Source organism: Chryseobacterium lathyri (genome assembly GCF_003290185.1).
GTDB lineage: Bacteria > Bacteroidota > Bacteroidia > Flavobacteriales > Weeksellaceae > Chryseobacterium > Chryseobacterium lathyri.
Genome location: NZ_QNFY01000008.1, coordinates 52,890 through 76,805 on the forward strand (window position 1 = coordinate 52,890; position 23,916 = coordinate 76,805).

At 38.4% G+C, this 23,916-nt stretch carries 24 protein-coding genes; 3 read left to right on the plus strand and 21 right to left on the minus strand.

Translation table 11 applies throughout. From position 1 onward, the window contains the following. Positions 1-22: 22 nt before the first annotated feature. The gene (locus DRF61_RS12585) at positions 23-766 is read left to right on the plus strand and encodes a dienelactone hydrolase family protein (RefSeq protein ID WP_111957526.1); all 744 of its coding nucleotides are present in this window, start codon (positions 23-25) and stop codon (positions 764-766) included. 292 nt (positions 767-1,058) lie between these two features. Here DRF61_RS12585 and DRF61_RS12590 read toward each other — a convergent pair whose 3' ends face one another. From DRF61_RS12590 to DRF61_RS12615, 6 genes are read right to left on the minus strand one after another with little or no spacing between them, the layout of a single operon-like run. Continuing rightward, a complete protein-coding gene (locus DRF61_RS12590) occupies positions 1,059-1,418 on the minus strand; it encodes a cupin domain-containing protein (protein WP_111957528.1) in 360 nt (119 codons plus the stop codon). Beyond that, positions 1,415-1,942, minus strand: a complete 528-nt coding sequence (locus tag DRF61_RS12595) for a GNAT family N-acetyltransferase (protein ID WP_111957530.1) — start codon at positions 1,940-1,942, stop codon at positions 1,415-1,417. Before DRF61_RS12595 ends, DRF61_RS12590 begins: the two co-directional genes overlap by 4 nt. 3 nt (positions 1,943-1,945) lie before the next feature. Beyond that, positions 1,946-2,551, minus strand: coding sequence for a DUF2911 domain-containing protein (locus tag DRF61_RS12600; RefSeq protein WP_111957906.1), 606 nt, complete (start codon positions 2,549-2,551; stop codon positions 1,946-1,948). Positions 2,552-2,580: 29 nt separating this feature from the next. Further along, positions 2,581-3,093, minus strand: a complete 513-nt coding sequence (locus DRF61_RS12605) for a methylated-DNA--[protein]-cysteine S-methyltransferase (protein WP_111957532.1) — start codon at positions 3,091-3,093, stop codon at positions 2,581-2,583. Positions 3,094-3,135: 42 nt separating this feature from the next. Further along, entirely contained in the window at positions 3,136-3,684 is a 549-nt protein-coding gene (locus tag DRF61_RS12610; protein WP_111957534.1) for a DinB family protein, read from the minus strand. A 54-nt stretch (positions 3,685-3,738) separates the two neighbouring features. Then, positions 3,739-4,257, minus strand: a complete 519-nt coding sequence (locus tag DRF61_RS12615) for a Crp/Fnr family transcriptional regulator (RefSeq protein WP_111957536.1) — start codon at positions 4,255-4,257, stop codon at positions 3,739-3,741. A 76-nt stretch (positions 4,258-4,333) separates the two neighbouring features. Between DRF61_RS12615 and DRF61_RS12620 the strand changes: the two genes are divergently transcribed. Beyond that, positions 4,334-5,188: a hypothetical protein gene (locus DRF61_RS12620; protein WP_111957538.1), complete on the plus strand. Its 855-nt coding sequence runs from the start codon at positions 4,334-4,336 to the stop codon at positions 5,186-5,188. A gap of 10 nt (positions 5,189-5,198) precedes the next feature. On the opposite strand, the gene DRF61_RS12625 is transcribed toward DRF61_RS12620, so the two are convergent. From DRF61_RS12625 to DRF61_RS12655, 7 genes are all read right to left on the minus strand, one after another. Further along, a complete protein-coding gene (locus tag DRF61_RS12625) occupies positions 5,199-6,245 on the minus strand; it encodes a bifunctional transcriptional activator/DNA repair enzyme AdaA (RefSeq protein ID WP_111957540.1) in 1,047 nt (348 codons plus the stop codon). A 2-nt stretch (positions 6,246-6,247) separates the two neighbouring features. Then, entirely contained in the window at positions 6,248-7,018 is a 771-nt protein-coding gene (locus DRF61_RS12630; RefSeq protein ID WP_111957542.1) for an isocitrate lyase/PEP mutase family protein, read from the minus strand. 180 nt (positions 7,019-7,198) lie between these two features. After that, a complete protein-coding gene (locus tag DRF61_RS12635; RefSeq protein ID WP_111957544.1) occupies positions 7,199-8,368 on the minus strand; it encodes a serine hydrolase domain-containing protein in 1,170 nt (389 codons plus the stop codon). A 171-nt stretch (positions 8,369-8,539) separates the two neighbouring features. Beyond that, positions 8,540-11,722, minus strand: a complete 3,183-nt coding sequence (carB, locus tag DRF61_RS12640; RefSeq protein ID WP_111957546.1) for a carbamoyl-phosphate synthase large subunit — start codon at positions 11,720-11,722, stop codon at positions 8,540-8,542. Between the two features lie 56 nt (positions 11,723-11,778). Next, positions 11,779-12,129, minus strand: a complete 351-nt coding sequence (locus DRF61_RS12645; RefSeq protein ID WP_111957548.1) for a four helix bundle protein — start codon at positions 12,127-12,129, stop codon at positions 11,779-11,781. Between the two features lie 58 nt (positions 12,130-12,187). Continuing rightward, entirely contained in the window at positions 12,188-13,261 is a 1,074-nt protein-coding gene (locus tag DRF61_RS12650) for a carbamoyl phosphate synthase small subunit (protein ID WP_111957550.1), read from the minus strand. A 106-nt stretch (positions 13,262-13,367) separates the two neighbouring features. Continuing rightward, a complete protein-coding gene (locus tag DRF61_RS12655) occupies positions 13,368-14,258 on the minus strand; it encodes an aspartate carbamoyltransferase catalytic subunit (RefSeq protein ID WP_111957552.1) in 891 nt (296 codons plus the stop codon). 241 nt (positions 14,259-14,499) lie between these two features. Between DRF61_RS12655 and DRF61_RS12660 the strand changes: the two genes are divergently transcribed. Further along, positions 14,500-14,961: an Lrp/AsnC family transcriptional regulator gene (locus tag DRF61_RS12660; RefSeq protein ID WP_111957554.1), complete on the plus strand. Its 462-nt coding sequence runs from the start codon at positions 14,500-14,502 to the stop codon at positions 14,959-14,961. A gap of 163 nt (positions 14,962-15,124) precedes the next feature. On the opposite strand, the gene argH is transcribed toward DRF61_RS12660, so the two are convergent. From argH to DRF61_RS12705, 8 genes are all read right to left on the minus strand, one after another. Continuing rightward, on the minus strand, positions 15,125-16,429 hold the full coding sequence (gene argH / locus DRF61_RS12665) for an argininosuccinate lyase (RefSeq protein ID WP_111957556.1): 1,305 nt from the start codon (positions 16,427-16,429) through the stop codon (positions 15,125-15,127). A 276-nt stretch (positions 16,430-16,705) separates the two neighbouring features. Next, positions 16,706-17,788, minus strand: coding sequence for a M20 family metallo-hydrolase (locus DRF61_RS12670; RefSeq protein ID WP_111957558.1), 1,083 nt, complete (start codon positions 17,786-17,788; stop codon positions 16,706-16,708). Further along, positions 17,763-18,557, minus strand: coding sequence for an acetylglutamate kinase (gene argB / locus DRF61_RS12675; RefSeq protein WP_111957560.1), 795 nt, complete (start codon positions 18,555-18,557; stop codon positions 17,763-17,765). The genes DRF61_RS12670 and argB overlap by 26 nt, the downstream gene beginning before the upstream one ends. Positions 18,558-18,639: 82 nt before the next feature. Further along, positions 18,640-19,599 (minus strand): Rossmann-fold NAD(P)-binding domain-containing protein, encoded by a 960-nt coding sequence (locus tag DRF61_RS12680; RefSeq protein ID WP_111957562.1) that lies wholly within the window; start codon positions 19,597-19,599, stop codon positions 18,640-18,642. A 47-nt stretch (positions 19,600-19,646) separates the two neighbouring features. Continuing rightward, on the minus strand, positions 19,647-20,786 hold the full coding sequence (locus tag DRF61_RS12685) for an aspartate aminotransferase family protein (protein ID WP_111957564.1): 1,140 nt from the start codon (positions 20,784-20,786) through the stop codon (positions 19,647-19,649). Positions 20,787-21,056: 270 nt separating this feature from the next. Beyond that, the gene (gene argC / locus DRF61_RS12695) at positions 21,057-22,019 is read right to left on the minus strand and encodes an N-acetyl-gamma-glutamyl-phosphate reductase (RefSeq protein ID WP_111957568.1); all 963 of its coding nucleotides are present in this window, start codon (positions 22,017-22,019) and stop codon (positions 21,057-21,059) included. Between the two features lie 62 nt (positions 22,020-22,081). Beyond that, positions 22,082-23,275: an argininosuccinate synthase gene (gene argG, locus DRF61_RS12700; RefSeq protein ID WP_111957570.1), complete on the minus strand. Its 1,194-nt coding sequence runs from the start codon at positions 23,273-23,275 to the stop codon at positions 22,082-22,084. Then, positions 23,244-23,849, minus strand: a complete 606-nt coding sequence (locus DRF61_RS12705; RefSeq protein ID WP_111957572.1) for a GNAT family N-acetyltransferase — start codon at positions 23,847-23,849, stop codon at positions 23,244-23,246. The genes argG and DRF61_RS12705 overlap by 32 nt, the downstream gene beginning before the upstream one ends. Positions 23,850-23,916: the final 67 nt, after the last annotated feature.

Genomic DNA, 23,916 nt, shown 5'->3' on the forward strand with positions numbered 1-23,916 from the left:
AATATTTTACCAATTACAGAATATGATACGCAACCTCTTATTAACAGCATGCATGATAAGTGCAGGAACACTTCTCAGCCAAAAACTTAAAACAATTTCTTACCAGGATGGCGCACAGAAGCTGAATGGTCTGGTCACTTCGAATGCAGGTAAAAAGCTTCCGGGTGTCCTGATTCTTCCGGCCTGGAAAGGTATTGATGATGAAGCCAAAACAGCTGCTGCCGAGCTTGAAAAACAGGGTTATATTGCTTTCATTGCCGATATTTACGGAGAAGGAAATATTCCCGCTGATAATGCTTCTGCCGGCAAAACAGCCGGATATTACAAACAGAATTACGATGCTTATCAAAAGCGGATTTCTCTGGCTTTAGAACAATTGAAGAAAAATGGGGCAATTGCTGATAAAATTGCTGTGATCGGATACTGTTTCGGCGGAACTGGAGCTTTAGAATCTGCGAGAGGAAGCCTTCCGGTTGTGGGAGTTGTTTCCATCCACGGAAGCATAGGAAAGGATCAAACCAGAAAAAACGGACCGATTTCCGCAAAGATTTTAGTGGAAAATCCTGCGGATGATCAGGGAGTAACGCCGGAAGACTATAATAATTTAATCAAAGAAATGAACGAGGGTAATGCAGACTGGCAGATTATTACCTATGCCCATTCAAAACATACATTTACCGATCCGAAATCGCCAGATTATAATGAAGTAATGTCCAAAAGAGCCTGGAATCATACATTGATGTTCTTGAAAGAAATATTGAAATAAATTTAATTTTAATATAACGATGCAGCAATGTAGCAGTGTAACAATACTTTACCGACGAATCAAATTGGTTATTGTTACACTGCTACATGGGTTGATTTACAAATATTTTACTTTATTTAAAAAGATGCTTCGACTCCGCTCAGCATGACAGTAAAAAAAAATACAGTTAGTATTAGCGTTGTCATGCTGAGCGGAGTCGAAGCATTATATTACGTAATGTGGTGACAACAAATAGGCAAAATCCGGTAAACATCTGCTCTAGAACTCCCAAACCCACCGACTCTCAAACTCTTTATTCTTCCCTGTTTACCAAATCCATAGAAAACGCAGGAAGGCAGATGGCTATATATTCGCAAGGTTCTGAGAAAGGGTTGCTGTAACGAACTCTTGCTCCTTTTTCTATCAAAATACTCTGTCCTTTTTCAAGAATGACGATTTCTCCATCTATCTCAAATTGCTTTTTTCCTGAAACAATAAGGGTAAACTCATCGAATTCGGGAGTCTGATGCGGTTCGCTCCAATCCGGTGGAGCTACCATGTGGGCAATGGAAACATTTGAATTTCCTGTAGAATTTCCCCAGTGTTCTTCAATTAATTTTCCGTCTGTGGTAGGTACTACAAAAGGTGATGTTTGGATTTTATATTTTTTCATGAATGGTCTTCTTTTTTTATTTCATAGACAAAATTGGTTCGTGTAGGCTCTGCAAAGTAAGCCACTTCCTCTTCCGCGATCTTCTGTCCACCGATTCTTTCCAGAGCCGTCTGGGAACGGAAATTCTCTTTCCCGATATGGAAATGGACTTTATCTACATACTGGAAGATATAATCAAGCATCAGCTTTTTCACTTGAGGATTAATTCCCTTTCCCCATGATTTTGTTCCATAGAAAGTATAGCCAATAAATATGCGGCTTTCATTTTCATCAAAATCGTAAAAACGCGTACTGCCCAAAACATCACCGGAGGATTTTTCTATTATTTTAAAGGCTCCTTCGCTTTCCATGGCTCCTCTGAAAAAGTTTTCAAAAACTTCTCTCTGATAACGCTCTTTATTGGGGTGCTGCTCCCAAACTCTAGGATCGGAGGCTACTTCATATAAAGACTCAAAATCCCCTTGCTGTAAGGGGATTAATTTATATTCCTGATTTTCTAAAACAGGCTGAATTGAAAATTTCATTATTTAGCTTTTTGTTTTTGCAGCGTCTGCCTCTATTTTCTTGATCTCTTTCAGTTTATCTGCAATCTTGATAACAGCATCCGGTTTTGCAGGTTTTAAAGCAACTTCTGCCTGAGCCATATCCCATTTAATCACCAGATTTCCTGAGTTTTCATCGGTTGGGTTCAAGGTGATTTCAAACCATTCCTGTTTGTCAGCCAGTTTATTTACCGGTACTGTTACATCTACCACATCCTGTTTTGGATCGTAGGTATAAGCACCCCACTGCTGGAAATCTTTATTTAATATCACTTTCCATTCTTTTTCTGTAGGAACGATAAAAAGTCCGTACGTTCCCGCCGGAACCATTTTTCCACCGAAATTAACAGACTGTCCGAATGTGATTTTTGTAGATGAGTTAGCGCCTGCTCTCCAAACCTGTCCGTAAGGAACCAGTTCTCCAAAGATCTTACGCCCTTTCACTCCCGGTCTTCCATAGTCAATACTGATTTTGGACATAGAAAACTGCTGCTCTACCCTCTGACGCGGGCTTGCTGCCGGCACTGAGTAATCCTGAGCAAAGCTTAAAGCCGAAGCTGATATGCAAAGTGCAAATAGTAACTTTTTCACGTGTAAATTTTTGCCTAAATTTACAAAAATCAAAATAAAATAGCCTTCTCTAATTCCAATAATTTTTGCTTTCTCCAGATTCCGCCTGCATAACCTACCAGCTCACCATTTGAACCGATAACACGATGGCATGGTATCAGAATAGCAATTTTATTGATCCCGTTTGCTGTTCCCACCGCACGTATTGCCTTAGGATTTCCTAAGAACTCCGACTGCTGTTTATAGGTTCTGGTTTCTCCCATCGGAATTTCACGCAGAAGCTGCCAGACCTTTTCCTGAAACTCGGTTCCGGTAATGTAGATGGGAACGTCGAAAATTTGTCTTTTTCCTTCAAAATATTCTTCCAATTCTTTTTCAAGCTGTATAAAGTGTTTGTGATCTCCTTGTTCGATATCAGCTTTTAATGCTTTTGATAAGGAGGTAAACTGTTTTTCAAAATTCTTCCGGTCGGTAAATTCAAGCAGGCAGATTCCTTCTTCAACAGCACAAGCTACCATTTCTCCCAGAGGAGTCTGTATGGTTTTACGGTAAATGATTTCCATAGTTCTAAATTAATACATATTTGGAATCTCTGTAAAAAAACCTTAAATATCCTTCAGAATATTTTCTGCCTGACAAATATGTCTCACATTATGATAAGTCACAAACCGAAAAGTATCTCCCAGTTTCAGCTTGATCAACCTGGAAATACTGATGTTGGTTTTAGCAGCATTGAGGTCGGTATCTTTTGCTTTTTCCAGCAATTCTATGAGTTGATATTGCTGTTTTATGAACTCGTTCACTACTTCTTTATCCAACTGACTGTTTATCGGATTCATGCTTTTAAAGGTTTTCATTTTGTTAAGTTTTTCCTTGGGAAGCATGCTTTTTGCAAAGTAATTTCCCAACATTCCCGGTTTAAAAATAGGTGTGGGAGAAGTTTTGGAAGAAGAAATTCTGCAGTTGATTTCCGGAATATAAAAATCTCCGTAACGATTTAGGTGTTCCAGACATTCCAGTACACTCCAGCTTTCATCCGAGACCCTGAAATTCAGTTTATCATCAGTTTCCTGCAGAAGGTTCTCTGCGTATTGTATATGTCTTTTAGTTAATGTTCTCAGCTCATCCAGTAATTGCGATGTAGAAATTTTCATTGTTGATTTTTATACAAATTTCGGGATCAGTTTTTTCTTAAATCTTGACTGAACTCAAGATTTTTTAAGCCTCGATAAAGTTTCCGGAGACATTCTGAGGTAGTTTGCAATGTATTTATTCGGGACTTCCTGAAACAGCTTCGGACTTCTTTTCAATACTCTCTGATACCGTTCTTTAGGTGAATGGGTTAACAGGTCTTTTTCTCTTTCAATCTGCTGCAGGACGAGATCTTCTAAAACACCAATCCAGAACCTAAGATTTTCTTCATTGGACTGAATGAATCTGTAGAAGTCTTTTTTCAGAGCTTTTCTTACCACTGTTTTTTTAATCGCCTGGATATAAAAATCTGACGGTTTGCCCGACAAAAAGGAATCAAGGGAAACAATAATATTTCCCGTATATCCGAAACGGATGATTCTTTCTTCGTTTTCGTCCATCATAAAGATCCTGATGCTGCCGTTTTCTACAAAATAAATATCGGTGTCGGTACTTCCTGAAATTTTCAGAAACTCATTCCGCTTGAATTCCTTGCTCTCCCAATGAAGACCACTGTTAAGCAGTTTTTGAATCATTTGATATTAGTATTTGCTGTTCCAAAGATAATAGGTAATTTTAAAATTCCGGAATTTAACCCATAATCACATCAGAATGTTCAGAAAATCAAGCATTATCTTACTGCTTTCTGCAGGTCTTTTCAGCATCAATGCACAGCAGACGATCCCTTTCAGAATAACAAAACATAACAATATCATCATCAAAACCCTGGTGAATAAAAAGGATTCTCTGGATCTGATGTTCCAGATCGCTATGAAAGATGCTTCAATTTCTCCGGAACGGCAAAGAAAAGCAGACCATATTGTTTTTACTAAAGATGAAATAAGCGATCATAACACAGTTGAGATCGGAAAATTTACTCAAAAAAATGTCCGTTTTTCTGACAATCAACTGGCAGGACATGAAGCAGATGGAAAGATCGGAACGACTCTCTTTGAGGGAAAAGCATTTAAAATTGATTATGATACCAACGAATTTGTTATTTATGACCAAAAGCCTGATCTGAGAGGATATCAACCCATTCCGATACTGTATGATCAGGATGCTTTTTACATTGCAGCCGACAATGTAATTGATGGAGATAAGCAAGAAGAAGCCTATTTTTTACTTCAATCCGGATATTCAGGAGGACTCTTATACAGCAACGATTTTGCTGCAGAAAAAGAACTTGACAAAAAACTAAAGATCACAGGAGAAAAAACATTAAAAAATTCAAGCGGAAAAAGCATTATTACGAAACAGGGTATCCTTCCTTTTTTGAAAATAGGAAATAGTGTTTTAAAAGATGTTTCAGCAGGTTTTTTTATCGGTGATTTAAAAAAACAGACGGTTAATTATTTGGGTGCGGATCTGTTGCGAAGATTCAACTGGATCTTTGATGCTGACAGAAAAATGGCATATATCAAACCGAGTAAGTATTTTTCAGAACCCTATTATACAATCAATTAGCGGAGCCTATTTAAAATAAGATAGCTCCTTCCAGTTCCAGAAGTTTTTGCTTTCGCCATATTCCTCCCGCATAGCCTACCAGGTCACCATCTGACCCTATCACTCTGTGACAGGGAATAATGATCGCTATTTTATTGATTCCATTAGCTGTTCCTACGGCACGTACGGCTTTAGGGTTGCCCAAAACTTCGGATTGCTGTTTGTAAGTTCGGGTTTCTCCTGTGGGTATTTCAGTTAAAAGGTTCCAGACTTTTTTCTGAAAATCCGTTCCGGTGGTATAAATCGGTACATCAAACTTCATCCGTTTTCCATCAAAATACTCATTGAGTTCTTCTTCCAACTGCTTGAAGTGTTTATTTTCACCCTGAACGATTTCTGCATTCATCACTTTGGACAAATGGACAAACTGCCTGTCTATATTTTTCCGGTCTGTAAATTCCAGCAGACAGATTCCCTCATCACAGGCACAGGCAAACATCGGTCCTAATGGGGTCTCAATCCTTTTCAGATCAATGATGGTCCGGTGACCTGTATGTTTAGGTGTAGTACCTATTACCTCTTTAAAACGCTCGTTGAAGCCGCTTAAACTTTCATACCCTGATTCCAGTGCCACTTCTATGATGCTTTCGCCGTTTTTTATTTTTTTAAATGCTTTATTCATTCTGAATTTTCTTTGAAAAGACTGGAATGTCATTCCATGGTTTTTCAGGAACCAGCGTCTGATGGTTACCGGTTCGATATTTCTTTTCAGAAGGTCTGCGTCTTTGATTTTTAATGATTCGTTCTGCTGAAGTTCATCCAACAAATCCTGAATATATCGGGGTGTTTCATTCAGTTTTTCGAGCGGCCTGCAAATTTTACAAGGTCTGTAGCCGCTTTCTATTGCTTTTTCTGTATTGATAAAGAATTCTACATTTTCTCTTTTGGGCTTTCTGGCTGTACAGGTTGGGCGGCAGAATATACCCGTAGTTTTTACAGCCATCCAGTAAATGCCTTCAAATGAGGAATCTTTCTCTAAAGACGCCTGATACATTCTTTCTTCTGTAAGCTTTATCATGTTTAAAAAATTGGGGAGAAGCTCCCGGTCTCACCGATGTCTTTTAATGTAGTTTCCAATTGCCCATAAATATAACCATTTAAGAAATTTCCGGATGAAATTCTTTTAACGCCTGCTTTTTTAAGGGTATTAAAATCCGGAAGTTCAGGCATAGCCATAACACTGAACGGAAGTTTTGCAGCAGCGGTAAGGCGTTCAATATCCTGTGTTTCAGTAATGCAAGGAACAAAAATCCCGTCCGCTCCCACTTCTTCTATGATTTTCATCCGTTGCAAACTTTCTTCTGCTGCATTGTCTACACCGAGCAGAAACGGATCTATTCTGACATTGACGAAAATTTCAATATTCTGCTCTTTTAACTTTTGAATAACTGCATTTAATTTATTAAAAAAATCGTCTGCACTTAATAATTTCCTGCTACCTTCAACAATAACACTATCTTCTATATTGATCCCGACAACACCTGCCTTCGCCAGTCTGGAAATGTTTAAAACTATCTCATCAGCCGTTTTTCCATAGCCTCCTTCCAGGTCAACAGATAATGGAATTGATACAGACTTTAAAATTCTTTCAATAATATAAAAATACTCATCAAAGCTTATGTTTTCGCCGTCTTCGTATCCCAAGCTGAATGCTACAGCCGAGCTTGAAGTCGCTACTGCCTGATAGCCCAGTTTTTCATAAACCTTAGCGCTCTGGACATTCCAAACGTTTCCTATCAATAATGGATCATTCTGCTCATGCAGTTCTCTGAATCTCTGAATTGCTGTCATCTTAATTTTTTATCAAAATTAATACAGATGCGGTTTTTGTGCAACCGAAAAACGGACAAGTATTTTTAGGTCATAAAAAAAACCGTAAGAAAACTTACGGAGTTTAAAATGATACTGTCTTTTTCCTTTCTGGATCGAAGTCCAGATCACATTTTTTCAGTTATTGTTCACATCAAATCATCATTTCCCGAGTTTTTTTAAAATTGATTTTGCCCAGGTACTATACATTGGCTTCCTCACATCATCTTTCCAGTTAGAGCCATTGCAAAGAATGACTAAACCGCTTTTAGTAGGCATATGCAAAAACATAGAAGCGCACCAACCATCGTTTTCACCTGTATGCCCGACAGTTGGAAGATTGTCAAAATTGAAGAACCGGTATCCAAGGCCGCTTTCTCCTTCACTGGAACCGGGCTGGACAGGCTGCTCCATCAATCGTATCGTTTCGGGTTTTAAAACTTTATTTAGTTCTTTTGGATCAGCTGTGATGGATAATTCAGCAAAACGGGCAAAATCTAAAATTGTTGTCTGCAATCCTGCAGCAGCCTGTTCAGTAAATATCCTATTTTTTATAGGTTTACCTAATGTATCATACGCTGTGGCGGAATTTGCTTTCATTTCTTCTGTCCAATCGTAGTTACTGTGATTTAATCCCAGAGGCTTAAAAACATTTTTTCTCATGTATTCAGCAAAGTTTTCTTTGGTTCTTTCTTCAAGTAAGAGCTGTGCAAGCGTGTAACCACCACCTGAATATTTCCATTTTGTTCCGGGCTCCATGATAACGCTTACGCTTTCCCTGTTTCTTTTTGTTTTTCCTGATAAAGACTCTTCCAGGGATAACAGTTTAGCCCCTTGCTCAGAGCCTCCATATCCATGTACAGAAAGTCCGGCTGTATGGCTTAGGATTCGCCTGAGGGTAACTTTTGATACATCAAATAAAGATTGAGGTAATTTCCAACGGCTTAAATACTGGTTAACAGGATCATCCAATTGAATCATTCTTTTTTCTGTCAGTTGCATAAAGCCCCATGCAGCGACTACCTTTGAAACAGAACCTACATTAAAAATGGTCTGAGTGGTCACTGGCTTTTTGCTTACTACATCAGCATATCCAATGCATTGTACCCATGCAATTTTTCCGTTTTTAATAACCGCAACAGCGACTCCGGGAACATTACTTTTTTGGGTATATTCCAAACCAAGTCTTTGAATTTCCGCATAGAGCGAATCTGTTTTCTCAGAAGCAACACCAGCATTAGACTCAGCCGCAATATGCTTTGCAGAGGTGCAGGAAAAAAGGATTCCAATACATATAATAATGTATAAGAAATTAGATTTGATGTTTATCATTTAGGCTGTATTACTATTAAAATAATTTTCAATGTCTTTAAAATTTTCGCTGATATTCCAAATGTATGCAATGTACAAATTTCCATAATCAGTTGGTAATTAAAATCTTCACAAAACAAAACCCCGCAAGAATACTTACGGGGTTTGAAATTATATCATTTGAATCCGAAATTACATCGTCTCCATTTTGAAACTCATGCTTTCAATTACTTTCAGGATGGCTTCTACGGTGTCCATGGATGTTAAACAAGGAACTCCGTTTTCCACACTCATTCTTCTGATCTGGAATCCGTCTCTTTCTACCTGCTTACCTTTGGTCATGGTATTCACTACATACTGTACTTTACCTTTCTGGATCAGATCGATAAGGTTCACATCATCTTCTCCTATCTTGTATCCGATTTTACAAGGAATTCCTTTTTCTTCGAAGAATTTAGCAGTTCCTTCTGTTGCCCAGATTCTGAAGCCAACTTCATGGAATCTTGTCGCCAGATCCGCAGCTTCCTGCTTGTGTTTATCTGCAACGGTAAACAAAATTGAACCGTGCATCGGAACTTTTCTTCCTGCTGCGATCAGTCCTTTGTAAAGGGCTTTCTCCAATGTGGTGTCTTTCCCCATTACTTCTCCTGTAGACTTCATTTCTGGTCCCAGGGAGATATCTACTTTTGTCAGCTTTGAGAAAGAGAACACAGGAACTTTTACAAAAACTCCTTCTTTATTCGGAACTAATCCATTTTTGTACCCTAAATCTTTCAGTTTCTGACCTAAAATTGCTTTTGTTGCCAGGTTAGCCATCGGTACTTCAGTGATTTTAGATAAGAAAGGAACTGTTCTTGATGAACGCGGATTCACTTCAATCACATATACATTTCCTTCGAAAAGAACATACTGGATATTCATTAAACCGATCACATTCAATCCTTTGGCCAGTCTCTGGGTATAATCTACCAGAGTATCAATTTCCTGCTGTGAAACATTCTGAGGCGGATACACTGCAATAGAATCTCCGGAGTGAACTCCCGCTCTTTCGATATGTTCCATAATCCCAGGGATAATTACCGTTTCACCGTCGCAGATTGCATCAACCTCAACTTCTTTTCCTGTAATATAACGGTCTACCAAAACCGGGTGCTCCGGGCTGGCATCTACCGCAAATTCCATATAATGGGCCAATTCGCTTTCGGTGTACACAATTTCCATTGCTCTACCTCCCAAAACATAACTTGGACGAACCAAAACCGGATACCCGATCTCACTGGCTATTTTAATGGCTTCTTCTTTTGATGTTGACGTTTTTCCTAAAGGCTGTGGAATTCCCATTTCCTGAAGGGCCTTTTCAAATTTATCTCTGTTTTCAGCTCGGTCTAAATCTTCCAGTGAAGTTCCCAGAATTTTCACGCCGTAACTTGCCAGTTTATCTGCTAAATTGATCGCTGTCTGACCTCCGAACTGAACCACCACTCCCATCGGTTTTTCAAGATCAATGATATTCATTACATCTTCTTCCGTTAAAGGTTCGAAGTATAATTTATCTGAAATCGAGAAGTCTGTGGAAACCGTTTCCGGGTTGTTGTTGATGATAATCGCTTCGTAACCCATCTCTTTGATCGCCCAAACCGAATGAACCGTTGCATAGTCGAACTCAACTCCCTGCCCGATTCTGATAGGTCCTGAACCCAGAACGACCACCTTTTGCTTATCCGTTACTATACTTTCATTTTCTTCTTCATAAGTTCCGTAGAAATAAGGGGTTTCACTTTCAAATTCTGCTGCACACGTGTCTACCATTTTGTAAACCGGTATCACCCCGTTTTCTTTTCTGAAATTATATACTTCTCTCTGGGAAGATCCCCATAAATGAGCGATATTCTGATCTGAGAAACCTAATTTTTTAGCCTGAACTAAAATTTCTTTGTCGAATTGATGAGCAGCTATTTCTTTTTCAAAATCAACAAGTTTCTTTAATTTCCAGATGAAGAATTTATCAATTTTACTCCATTCTACAATTTGTTCCCAATCGTAACCTCTTCTCAGAGCATCACAGATAATGAACAGTCTTTCATCGTCACAAACTCTGATTCTTCTTTCGATATCTTCGTCCGTTAAAGCGGCAGCCTGTTTTGTTTTTAATCCCAGGTGTCTTAAGCCTGTTTCTAAGGAACGAACGGCTTTTTGTAATGATTCCTCGAAATTTCTCCCGATGGCCATTACTTCTCCGGTCGCTTTCATCTGTGTAGACAGTCTTCTGTCCGCTGTTTCGAATTTATCGAAAGGGAATCTCGGGAATTTTGTCACCACATAGTCAAGGGCTGGTTCAAAACATGCGTATGTTTTTCCTGTTACCGGATTCATGATCTCGTCAAGTGTTAAACCAACCGCGATCTTCGCTGCAATTTTTGCGATCGGATATCCTGTCGCTTTACTTGCCAATGCTGATGAGCGGGAAACTCTAGGGTTCACCTCGATGATATAGTAGTTGAATGAGTGCGGGTCTAAAGCCAGCTGTACATTGCAACCTCCTTCAATTCCTAAGGCTCTGATGATCTTTAGGGAAGCATTTCTCAATAACTGATACTCTCTGTCGGAAAGTGTCTGAGAAGGCGCCACTACGATAGAGTCTCCCGTGTGAACTCCTACCGGATCTATATTTTCCATGTTACAAACCACAATCGCATTGTCGTTGGCATCACGCATTACTTCGTATTCAATTTCTTTGAAACCTGCAATTGATCTTTCAATAAGACATTGCGTCACCGGACTGTACTTTAATCCTAATTCAGCAATTTCTTTCAGCTCAGCTTCGGTAGAGGCAATACCTCCTCCTGTTCCTCCCATGGTAAAGGCAGGACGAACAATTACCGGATACCCGATCTCATCAGCGAAACGGATCGCTCCTTCTACTGTAGTTACAATGTCTGATTCCGGAACCGGCTCATTCAGTTCTCTCATCAGCTCACGGAAAAGATCTCTATCTTCCGCTCTGTTGATGGCAGAAAGTGTAGTTCCTAATACTTCTACCTTACATTCCTCAAGAATTCCTGATTTTTCCAGTTCTACCGCCATATTCAGACCTGTCTGGCCTCCTAATGTAGGCAGCAAAGCGTCGGGACGTTCTTTTCTGATGATGTGGCTTACAAACTGAAGGGAAATCGGTTCAATATATACTTTATCTGCGATTTCCACATCCGTCATAATGGTTGCCGGGTTTGAGTTGATCAAAATCACCTTGTAGCCTTCTTCTCTCAAAGACAGGCAAGCCTGTGTTCCTGCGTAATCAAATTCAGCTGCCTGACCGATGATGATGGGTCCTGAACCGATTACTAAAATTGTTTTTATATCTGTACGTTTTGCCATTTTTCTTTTTGTTGTAGAGTCAAGATTCTAGAGCCAAGAGCCAAGATTCCGGACTTTTATTTTAAATTATTTTTAAATGAATAAATCATTCTCTGAATTTCAGAAACTTCACTTAGTAAAGCATTTATTTTTTCTTCCGGTAAGAGATTTAGTTCCCTAACCAAGATTAGCTGTGTCTGCAGTTCAAAAGCTGAACCCAGAGCAACCGCCAGAAAATGATTAAACTCTTTACTTCCATTTCTACCAGAACCTTCCGCAATATTAGAAGGAATAGAAACTGCTGATCTTTTAATTTGAGAAATCAAACCATACTTTTCATCGTTACTAATTTCCTGACAGATAATGTAAACATTTTTTGCCAGTACGATAGATTTCTGCCAGAAAAGTAATTTCTCAAAATTGTGCATCTGTAGTCTATTAATCTTAATTCTTACGTCTTGGTTCTTGTGTCCTGATTCTTGGTTCTTATTTTTTAAATCCCTCCATTAAATCAATGAACTCATCAAACAAATAATTCGCATCTTCTGGACCCGGGCTTGCTTCCGGGTGGTACTGAACAGAGAAGCAAGGATGGATCTTGTGTTTCAGACCTTCGTTGGTTCTGTCATTCAGTGCAATGTGGGTTTCAACAAGGTCTGTTCCTTTAAGACTTTCCTGATCTACAGCATAGCCATGGTTTTGAGAAGTGATGGATACTTTGTTTTTTTCCAGATCCAGTACCGGGTGGTTTCCTCCTCTGTGTCCGAACTTCAGTTTAAAAGTTTTTGCACCGCAAGCCAAACCGATCAGCTGATGTCCTAAACAGATTCCGAAGATGGGAACTTTTCCTAATAATCCGCGGATCATTTCTAGTGCCTTCGGGTTGTCTTCAGGATCACCGGGACCGTTTGAAAGCATAATTCCGTCCGGATCCATCAATAGGATCTCTTCTGCTGTTGTGTCGTGGGAAACTACAGTGATGTCACAGTTTCTTTGAGACAGCTCTCTGATAATTCCTAACTTGGAACCAAAATCCACCAACACTACTTTAAATCCTCTTCCCGGATTGGCGTAAGCTGTTTTTGTAGAAACAGTTTCCACCTGATTAGTTGGGAAAGTTGTAGATTTTAATTCTGCAACAACTTCATTTTCATCAGCTTCAACATTTACGATTTTGCCCTTCACAACACCTGAATTACGAAGAATTCTGGTGAGTTTTCTGGTATCAATTCCTGAAATTCCTGAAAGGTTTTTCTTTTTAAATAATTCATCTAAAGTGATCTGAGTACGGAAATTGGAGGGTAGATCGCAAAGCTCTTTTACGATAAGTCCTTTAATAGCCGGCTCGATACTTTCATAATCATCACGGTTAATACCATAATTTCCGATAAGCGGATAGGTCATGCAAACAATCTGACCGCAGTATGACGGATCGGAGATTAACTCCTGATAACCTGTCATTCCGGTATTGAAAACTACTTCTCCGGCAGTTTCCAATTCTGCTCCGAAACCTTCTCCATGAAATACTTCACCGGACTCCAGTATTAATTTTTTCTTCATTTTATTTATCTCTTTATTCTATTTTTATTCTGTCTAATTTATTTTGTACAATGTATAATGTCGGTTGTATAGTGTATGTTCACTTTGTACATTATACTTTTTACAATTATTTAAAGGTATACCCTTCTTTTTCCAGGGTTTCTTTCAAAATTGCCATTCTTGCGAATACGCCGTTCTGCATCTGTTTAAAAATTCTTGAACGTTCACATTCTACAAGGTCTGTATCAATCTCAACACCTCTATTGATGGGTGCGGGATGCATAATGATCGCACCGTCTTTCATTGCTTTTTCTCTTTCTTTCGTCAAACCATATTTCCTGTGGTATTCGGAAGCGGAATAACTCATTTTTGCATCATGTCTCTCATGCTGGATTCTTAATAACATGAGTACATCTACCTCAGAAATTAGCTGATCTACAGGCAAGTAAGTTCCGTTAATTAAAGCACCTTCATCAAACCAGTCCTCCGGTCCGGAGAAATATACTTTAGCCCCTAATTTTCTTAATGCTTGTGCATTGGAGTTGGCTACCCTGCTGTGCTTTACATCTCCAACAATTCCTATTTTCAGCCCTTCGAATTTTCCGAATTCCTGAAAGATCGTCATCATATCCAGCATGCACTGGGAGGGATGGTTTCCTGTTCCGTCTCCTCCGTTGATCACCGGAATATTAATGTTATTTAACTCTTCAAAATACCTGTCTTTTTTATCTCTGATTACTACCAGATTTACACCCAGGCTTTCAATCGTCTTAACAGTATCATAAAGACTCTCCCCTTTGTTTACAGAACTGTGGGAGGCATCAAAAGGCACTACCTGCAGGCCCAGCTTTCTTTCTGCAATATCAAAGCTTGTCTTTGTTCTTGTACTGTCTTCAAAGAAAAGATTTGAGCAGAAAATTTCTCCTTCAATTTTTGCAGTTTTCCCGTTGGCAAAAGCCAGTGCTTCTGTCAGTATACTGTTGATTCTCTCGGTGCTTAGTTCTGTAATCGTAAACATAATTCTTAATTTTTGAGCATAAAAAAAGCGAAGACAACATCTTCGCTAATAATAATAAATATCGTAAAGGGCGCTTTCGCCCGGTAAATCTAATGATATAAATACTCTTTTATTCATTAGGTGCAAAGATACAAAAATTTCACGAACCTACAAAACCAAAGTTTAAAATAAATTAAAACCTCTTAATCATTCCTTATTTTCATTTATAATTGATAATTTTGTTAAAACTCAAACCTGTTCTATGGATTTAAAAGACAAAATGATTCTCAGTATTATTCAGGAAGACTCTACTTTATCTGTGAAAGAAATTTCAGAAAGGATCGGTCTTACGTTTACTCCAACTTATGAACGCATCAAACAATTAGAGAAGCAGGGTATTATTGAGAAATATGTTGGTCTTTTGAACCGTGAAAAACTGGGTCTGAACATTGTCGTCTACTGTAATGTCCGTCTTAAAGAGCAATCTCAGAAAGTACTGGAAACTTTTGAAAAAAACATTATGAAACATGATGAAGTCCAGGAAATCATCAGTCTTTCCGGTGAATACGACTACATGCTGAAGATCATTGCAAAGGACATTAATTCTTATAATGATTTCGCTGTTAATGTGATCTCAAATATTCCAAATATTGGCCAGTACCATAGTTCTATTGTCCTTCACGAGGTGAAAAAATCCACTAAGTTTAAAATTGATCTGGACTAATTCTTTGCCAGATCAATATACCTTCTATTAAAGATGCTTCGACTCCTCCCAGCATGACATCGCTACAAAATGACGTTTAGTATTAGATTGGTCATGCTGAGCGGAGCCGAAGCATCTGATCAAACTTTTAATCAACTTTAAAAATCCACGTGATTAAAAATTATTAACCCAATAATTTATTCTTCAGTTTGTTGAACTGATATTCTATTTTATCCAGACAAAGATTTCCTATGCTTCCCTGATGGGTATGATTTAGATTTCCAACTTCAAACTCAAATTCATTATTTTCAATTTCCTGCCCTACTTTTACATAAGCATCACGGAATGAGCTTCCTTTTTTCACCTCTTCATTAATCTTCTCAACACTGAAAAGGTATTTGTACTTCTCATCTTCCAAAATTCCATCTTTAACCTGAATATTCGGAAGGGTGTAACTTAAGATTTCCAGGCATTCTTTCAATGAATCGATAGCCGGGAAAAGAATTTCTTTTGTCAGCTGTACATCTCTGTGATAACCTGACGGTAAATTATTTGTCAGTAAGATCAATTCATTCGGCAAAGATTGAATTCTGTTGCATCGCGCACGAACCAACTCAAAAATATCCGGATTCTTTTTGTGCGGCATAATGCTGCTTCCTGTTGTAAATTCTTTGGGAAAGCTTATAAAATCGAAGTTTTGACTTAAATATAAGCATACATCATAAGCAAACTTCCCAAGCGTTCCTGCTAAAGTAGCCATTGCCATAGACAGCATTTTTTCGGATTTCCCGCGGGTCATCTGCGCGTATACAGAATTATAGTTCATAGACTGAAAACCTAAGTTGTAAGTCGTACTTTCACGATCAATCGGGAAAGAGGAACCGTATCCTGCTGCTGAACCCAGAGGATTTTTATTGATAATATTCTTCATCGAAAACAACAGTTCAACATCATCCAGCAATGCTTCGGCATACGCTCCAAACCATAATCCAAACGAAGACGGCATTGCAATCTGAAGGTGGGTATAGCCTGGAAGCAATTTATTTTTGTGTTGATCGGCCAGTTTGACTAAAATCTGGAAAAACTCATCAGTCAAAGATGTTATTTCGCGGATCTCATCCAGCAGATAAAGTTTGATATCTAATAAAACCTGGTCATTTCTGGATCTTGCCGTATGGATTTTTTTTCCGGTATCGCCTAATTTTTCAATTAATATCGCTTCAACCTGAGAATGGATATCTTCTGCTTCTTTATCGATCTCAAAGTTTCCGTTCTCGATATCTTTTAAAATATCTGCCAAAACAGAAAGCATCTGTTCTGATTCTTCACCGGAGATAATTCCGGTTTCTGCCAACATCTGGCAGTGTGCCATGGAACCTTTAACATCATATTTTGCTAAACGTTCGTCAAAGTCAAGATCTTTCCCGACTGTAAATTTGTTGACTAATATATTGGTGGCCAGGTCATCCTTCTGCCATATTTTTTTCATAATATTCTTTTTACAATATTCAATTCGTTTCAACCTGCCCAGCAGAGCATCCTTATTATTAAACTATAAAAAAACATCTCCACATTCAAAAGCCTTCGTCTTTAATTTTCTTTTTTGCATAAATCTTTATTAAAAACTAGACTTTTTTGCCTGCTGAGCCTGGTTAAAACATTTATTTTTTTTAGATATTAAAGTTAGAAATTAGATATCAGTACTAAGGTGTATGTATAATTTTCCGGAATCTAACTTCTAATTTCTAACCTCTAACTTCTCTTTTTATAAAACTTTTTCTAAGATCCTTATATAGATCTCGATTCCTTCTTCAATTTCTTTTATATAGATATATTCATCTGCCGTGTGGGAGCGCCTGCTGTCACCAGGGCCAATTTTCACGGACGTACATGGAATGATGGCCTGGTCAGATGATGTTGGTGAACCGTATGTTGTCCTTCCAATTTCCAGACCTGCCTGAACAAAAGGGTGATCCATCTCAATTTTTGAGGAATTTAACCTTAAAGACCTGGCCTTTAATGATGATTTCATCTGTGACTGAATGATCTCAAAAGCTTCCTTATTGGAATATTCATCGGTAACCCTTACATCCAAAGTAAAAGTGCAGGCTTCCGGAACTACATTATGCTGAACACCAGCGTGAATGCCTGACAATGTAACCTTAACTTCCCCTAAATAATCGGAAATCTTCGGAAATCTGAAATTCAGAATATTGTGAAGATCCTCCATACATTTTACAATTGAGTTATCATCATTCGGATGAGCAGCATGAGAAGGAGTTCCTTTCATTTCCCCGTCTATCACCAGCAGCCCTTTTTCCGCGATCGCCAGATTCATCTGCGTGGGTTCTCCTACAATGGCAAATTCGATGTTCGGAAGCTGTGGAAATAAGGCCTCAATTCCATCAAATCCTGAAATCTCCTCCTCAGCTGTCAAAGCAATCACTAAATTATATTTTAAATCTTCTTTCTCATAAAAATGTAAAAAGACCTGAGCCATGGAAACCAGAGAAGCTCCGGCATCATTACTTCCCAAACCGTACAGTTTTCCGTCCTGCTCAACCGGAAGAAACGGATCTATCGTGTAGGCTTTATTGGGCTTTACCGTATCATGGTGGGTATTCAGCAAAACAGATGGCTTGGATGCATCAAAGTTTTTATTAACTGCCCAGATGTTGTTTTTAAAACGTTTTGCAGGAATATGATGTTTCTTAAAAAAGTTTTCAATTTCCACAGACGTATTATATTCATCTTTGCTGAATGACGGAATTGCAATCAGTTTTTTAAGCAATTCAACTGCTTGAGTCAGTAGCTCTTCTTTACTATAAACAGATTTCAGTTCCTCCATGATGATTTTGTATATGGTTTTTTAATTGGGTTTCTTTAATTAAGAACACCTTGTTTACCTTATTTTTTACAGCTCCGAGAGCATTTTCAAGTTTGGGTAAAATTCCCTTATGAAGTTTTCCCGCTTCTTTTAAAGCAGAAAACTCTTCTGCGGATACCCTTTTTATAACGGATCCTGGATCTTCAACATTTTCCAAAACTCCCTCTTTATCAAAACAATACAATAATTCCACATCATATTTTGAAGATAAAGCCTGGGCAATGACCGAAGCAATCGTATCTGCATTGGTATTAAAAAGATTTCCTTTTTTATCATGGGTAATCGCTGAAAAAATAGGAACAAGTTTTAGTTTAATTAATTTTGAGATCAATTTCCTGTTCACACTTTTCTTCTCAATATCGCCTACAAATCCGAAATCTATCTCTGCATGTTCTCTTTTTTTGGCTTTAATCAAATTCGCATCAGCTCCGGAAAAACCTATTGCCCTGCATTTTTTCTGCTGAAGTTTTGCCACAATATTTTTATTGATTCCTCCTGCATACACCATCGCCACAATATCCAGCGTATCTTTATCCGTAATTCTTCGTCCGTTGATCATTTTTTGTTCAACGCCTAATTTATCAGCCAGGGTGGTTGCTAATTTTCCGCCTCCATGAACCAAAATTTTCTTTTCCTTAATTTCAGAAAACTGCTCTAAAAATTGGTCAAGCAACTCTGGATCGTCGATCAGAGCACCACCTATTTTTATGATGTATAATTTTTCTTTCATTGTCAACGTTTTTGAAATTCTTGCTCTTTTTCTAATCCTTGTCCTTGTCAGGGTTTAGAACCTTGACAAGGATTGATTTCCATTATTTAGAATTCAATTCATCCAAAATTTCTGAAAAAACCGCTTGCGCAGAGAAAATTCTGTTTTTGGCCTGCTGATAGATAATGGAGTTTTCTCCGTCCATTACTTCATCGCTTAGTTCTACATTACGACGGACAGGGAGACAGTGCATTACTTTTGCATGATTCGTATTTTCCAGCTTTTCTCCGGTCAGCATCCAGCTGTCTTTCACTTCCGGCATAGCTGCATAGTCATCGAAAGAAGACCAGTTTTTGACATAGATAAAATCTGCATCTTTTAAAGCTTCATCCTGGCTATGGATCACTTTAATATCTTTTGTAAATTTCTTATCGAGATCATACCCTTCGGGATTAGCGATCACAAAATCAACATCCATTTCCTGCATCCATTCTGCAAAAGAGTTTCCAACAGCCTGGGCAATCGGCTTGATGTGTGGTGCCCATGTCAAAACCACTTTCGGTTTACGGTCTTCCTTCCAGTTTTCTGTGATGGTAATACAGTCTGCCAGACTTTGAAGCGGATGTCGCGTTGCCGATTCCAGAGAAATCACAGGTACTTTAGCGTGCTGCTCAAACTGACTCAGGATACTTTCATTAACATCATCTTCCTTAGACTTCATTCCCGCAAAACAACGTACTGCAATGATATCACAATATTGGTTTAATACTTCTATTGCATCTTTGATATGTTCAACGGTGTCACCGTTCATTACGGCTCCGTCTGCAAACTCCAGATTCCAGGCTTCCTGAGCTGCATTTAAAGTCAGGACATTTAAACCTAAATTTTGAGCGGCAATCTGGCTGCTTAAACGTGTTCTTAAACTTGAATTCAAAAATACCAGGCCTATTGTTTTTCCCTTTCCTTTTTCTGTTTCGGAATTGGGGTTTTCTTTAATTTGTAAAGCTTTTTTTATGATTTCCTGTAAGTTTTCTACATCGCTTACAGAGGTGAATTTTTTCATTTGATGATTTTTTAATTAATTGTGATAATCTTAACCCCATTTGTGGTTTAAACCTTATCTAAAACTACTTTTAAAGCACCGACAAAAAGATCTGTTTCCTCTTTGCCGATATTGAGAGCCGGAAGGATCCTTAAGACACTTTTGTCATTGGAATTTCCTGTAAAAATGTGATGATCGTACAATAGACTTTTCCTCACTTCGGAACAGTCCTGATCCAACTCTACTCCAATCATTAAACCTTTCCTTCGGATGGATTTAATATGGGGAAGGCCTTTAATTTCGTTTTCAATATAATCACCCATTTGCTGAGCATTGACCATAAGATCTTCCTCCTTCATCACATCCAGAACCGCAATTGCAGCAGCACAGGCTAAATGATTCCCTCCGAAAGTGGTTCCCAATAAACCGTTACTTGCTTGAAATTTTGGGTGAATCAAAACACCGCCGATCGGGAAACCATTTCCCATTCCTTTTGCTGTCGTGATCATATCCGGTTCGATCCCAAATTCCTGATGGGCAAAGAAATATCCGCTTCTTCCGTACCCTGACTGAACTTCATCAAGAATCAAAGCTGCATCATATTTTTCGCACAGTTCTTTAATTTTGGATAAGAATTCTGCTGTTGGGATCATAACTCCACCTACGCCCTGAATTCCTTCAATAATGACGGATGAAATTTCACTTCCCTGAGTTTCAAAGATCTCTTCAAGCTGTTCGATATCATTCCATTCAGATTTGATAAATCTTTCAGAAAAATTAACCGGAGCAACAATTTTTGGATTATCTGTCACAGAAACCGCCGCAGAAGTTCTTCCATGGAAGGATCCTGAGAAATAAAGCACTTTACTTTTCCCGTTATGGAAGGAGGCCAGTTTTAATGCATTTTCATTAGCTTCAGCTCCTGAATTACACAGAAAAAGATTGTAATCTTCATTGCCTGAAAGCTTGCCCAATTTATCAGCCAGTTCAGTCTGTAATTCATTCTGAACCGAATTTGAATAGAAAGATATTTTCTCCAGCTGCTCTTTCAATTGAGTTTGATAATGCGGATGATTGTGTCCGATGGAAATCACTGCGTGACCGCCATAAAAATCGAGATATTTTTCTCCTTTATCATCCCAAAGGAAAGATCCCTGGGCTTTTACAGGGTTTATGTTGAATAATGGATATACGTTGAATAAATTCATTTTTTTTGTTTTAATTAATTTCTTTTGTCTTGAAACAAAAGAAACAAAAGTTCAAGACCTGGAAACTTCCGCTAAAAATTATTTCTATTCTCTAAAAATTCTAAAACTTGCGCGAATTCAGCATTTGTTTTTCAGTTCAACATTTTTGTCGCGCTTCAAACAGTAGAATTTTCTTAACGTTCATAGAATTAATTTTCTTAACGCTCCATTTTCCTAAGTCGAATATTTCGGTTTTTCAATTCACAATTGACTTATTGACCATTCACTTTTTTAAAATGCTATCGGCTTTAAGTTCAATCCCAGGTTTTCTTCCCAACCCATCGCTATATTCATATTTTGTACGGCCTGTCCGGAGGCACCTTTTAACAAATTGTCAATCGCTGAGTGAATGACTGCTACATTTCCACTCTTTTCTATATGAATCACACAGCGATTGGTGTTGACAACCTGCTTTAAATCAATTGCATTTTCACTTACCTTCACAAAAGGCTCCTCTTCATAAAAATCCTGATACAACTGAATGATATCTGAAAGTACTAATTCTGTTTTCACTGTAGAGCTTGTAAAAATTCCTCTTGCAAAATCTCCTCTCCATGGAACAAAATTCAGACTTACAGCTTTATGGTTGAATGAAACCAACTGCTTTAAAACCTCATCCACATGCTGATGCGTCAATGTTTTGTATGCCGAAATATTATCGTTCCTCCACGTAAAATGAGTCGTTGCCTGTAAAGATTGTCCCGCACCTGTTGAACCTGTAATTCCTGTTGTATAAACCTCATCCAGCAAACCTTTTTCTGCTAGTGGAAGAAGAGCCAATTGAATAGCTGTTGCAAAACATCCCGGGTTGGCAATGCTTTTTGCTCCTGCCAGATTTTTTTTATTGATTTCAGGAAGTCCGTAGATAAAATTTCTGTTTCCAAATTTTCCTTCCAGACGGAAATCGTTCCCTAAATCAATGACTAAAGTTTCATCTTTAACAGGATTCTGGCTCAACCAGTTCTGACTTTCCTTATGAGGAAGGCATAGGAATAAAATATCCACATCTTGCGGTCTGTCCGTTAAAACCTGCTCACAAACTGCCGCTAAATCCGGGTACAAATCTGAAATCTTTGTTCCCGAATTGGAACGGCTATATAAAAAACTCAATGTCACATTGGGATGAAAAGCCAGCACACGGACCAATTCGCTTCCTGTGTAGCCGTTGGCGCCTACAATTCCTACTTTTTTCATATGATTTTTTTGATCGACAGGAGTTCATCCTATCATTGGTTAAATCCCTCTTTTAAAACTCTTTATTTTGAATTGATCTGGTGGTATATGTTTAAAGAATTGCTTACAATTTTTGTATATCCTTTTACATCTTCTCCCGTCCAGGCTCTGTTGGCTTCACCATAGCTTCCGAATTTTTCAGACATTAAATCATGTTTAGATTCAATTCCATTCAAAACAAACCTGTATGGATAAAGGATTACAAATACTTTTCCGCTGACCGTTTCCTGAGAATCCGTTAGGAAAGATTCAATATTTCTCATCACAGGATCCAGGAATAATGCTTCGTGAAGCCAGTTTCCATACCAGTCGGAAAGCTGGGACTTCATCATCTGCTGGTATTTTGAAAGCGTATGTTTTTCCAATAAGTGATGCGCTTTGATGATCACTGATGCCGCTGCTGCCTCAAATCCTACTCTTCCTTTAATTCCAACAATAGTATCTCCAACATGAATATCACGACCGATTCCATAAGCGGAAGCCAGTTCTTCAATTTTTTGAATTGCTTTCACGGAATGTTCAAAATGTTCTCCGTTTACCGCTACAACCTCACCGTTTTTAAATTCAATTTCCAGTTCTGACGGCTGAGTTTCTTTAATTTGCGATGGAAAAGCTTCTTCCGGAAGAGAATTTCTCGATGTTAACGTTTCTTTTCCTCCAACTGATGTTCCCCACAATCCTTTATTCACAGAATACTGTGCTTTATGGAACTCCATTTCATACCCATAATTTTTCAGGAATTCAATTTCTTCTTCGCGGGACAGGCTCATATCCCGGATCGGTGTAATGATTTCCTTTTCAGGGCACATCACCTGGAAAATCAGATCAAAACGAACCTGATCATTTCCAGCTCCTGTACTTCCGTGAGCAATAGCATCAGCACCGGTTTCAATAGCATATTTTGCAATTTCCTGCGCCTGAACCGTACGTTCAGCGCTTACAGATAATGGATAAGTGTTATTTTTCAGCACATTTCCGAAGATCAGATACTTTACGCAAGAATTATAATAATCTTCCTGAGCGTCAACGCACCTGTATTCTTTCACCCCCAGATTGAAGGCTTTTTTCTCCAGTTCTTTTTCTTCTTCTTTAGAAAAACCTCCGGTATTTACAGTCACTGCATACACTTCATATCCCAGTGTTTCACTAAGATATTTTGCACAGTAAGAGGTATCCAAACCTCCGCTAAACGCTAAGACGACTTTCTTTTTCTCCATTGTACTCATCAATTTCGGACTGCTGAATTTCAGTCCCTTTTACTTTATTATTATTTTCAGGAACGAAAAGCATCGCTGTACACAGACAGTTTTTACGTTCCTTTTTCATTAAAATTTCATAGTTCACACAGTTCTTGCAACCGTTCCAGAATTCTTCATCCTGAGTGAGCTCAGAATAAATTACTGGCTTATAACCAAGATCGCTATTGATCTTCATGACCGCAAGTCCTGTGGTCAACCCAAATACTTTTGCATTGGGATATTTTTCTCTAGATAACTGGAAAACTTTATTCTTGATCAAAGTGGCGACTCCCCTGTTCCTGTAGTTCGGAGATACAATAAGTCCTGAGTTTGCTACAAACTGACCGTGCGACCAGGTCTCGATGTAACAGAACCCCACCCATTTGCCGTTTTCAGTAGCAACCACAGCATTGCCTTCTGAAATCTTTTTCGTTAAATATTCGATGGAACGTTTTGCGATGCCCGTTCCTCTACGCTGTGCAGAATCATACATTTCCTGCTGTATTTCACTCACATACATTAGATGTTCGCATGAGGAAATTTCTATTTCCATTTATTTATCTGAATTTTTTGGCAAATTTAAAGCATAATAACTTTAAAAACCAAATTAAAAAGATATT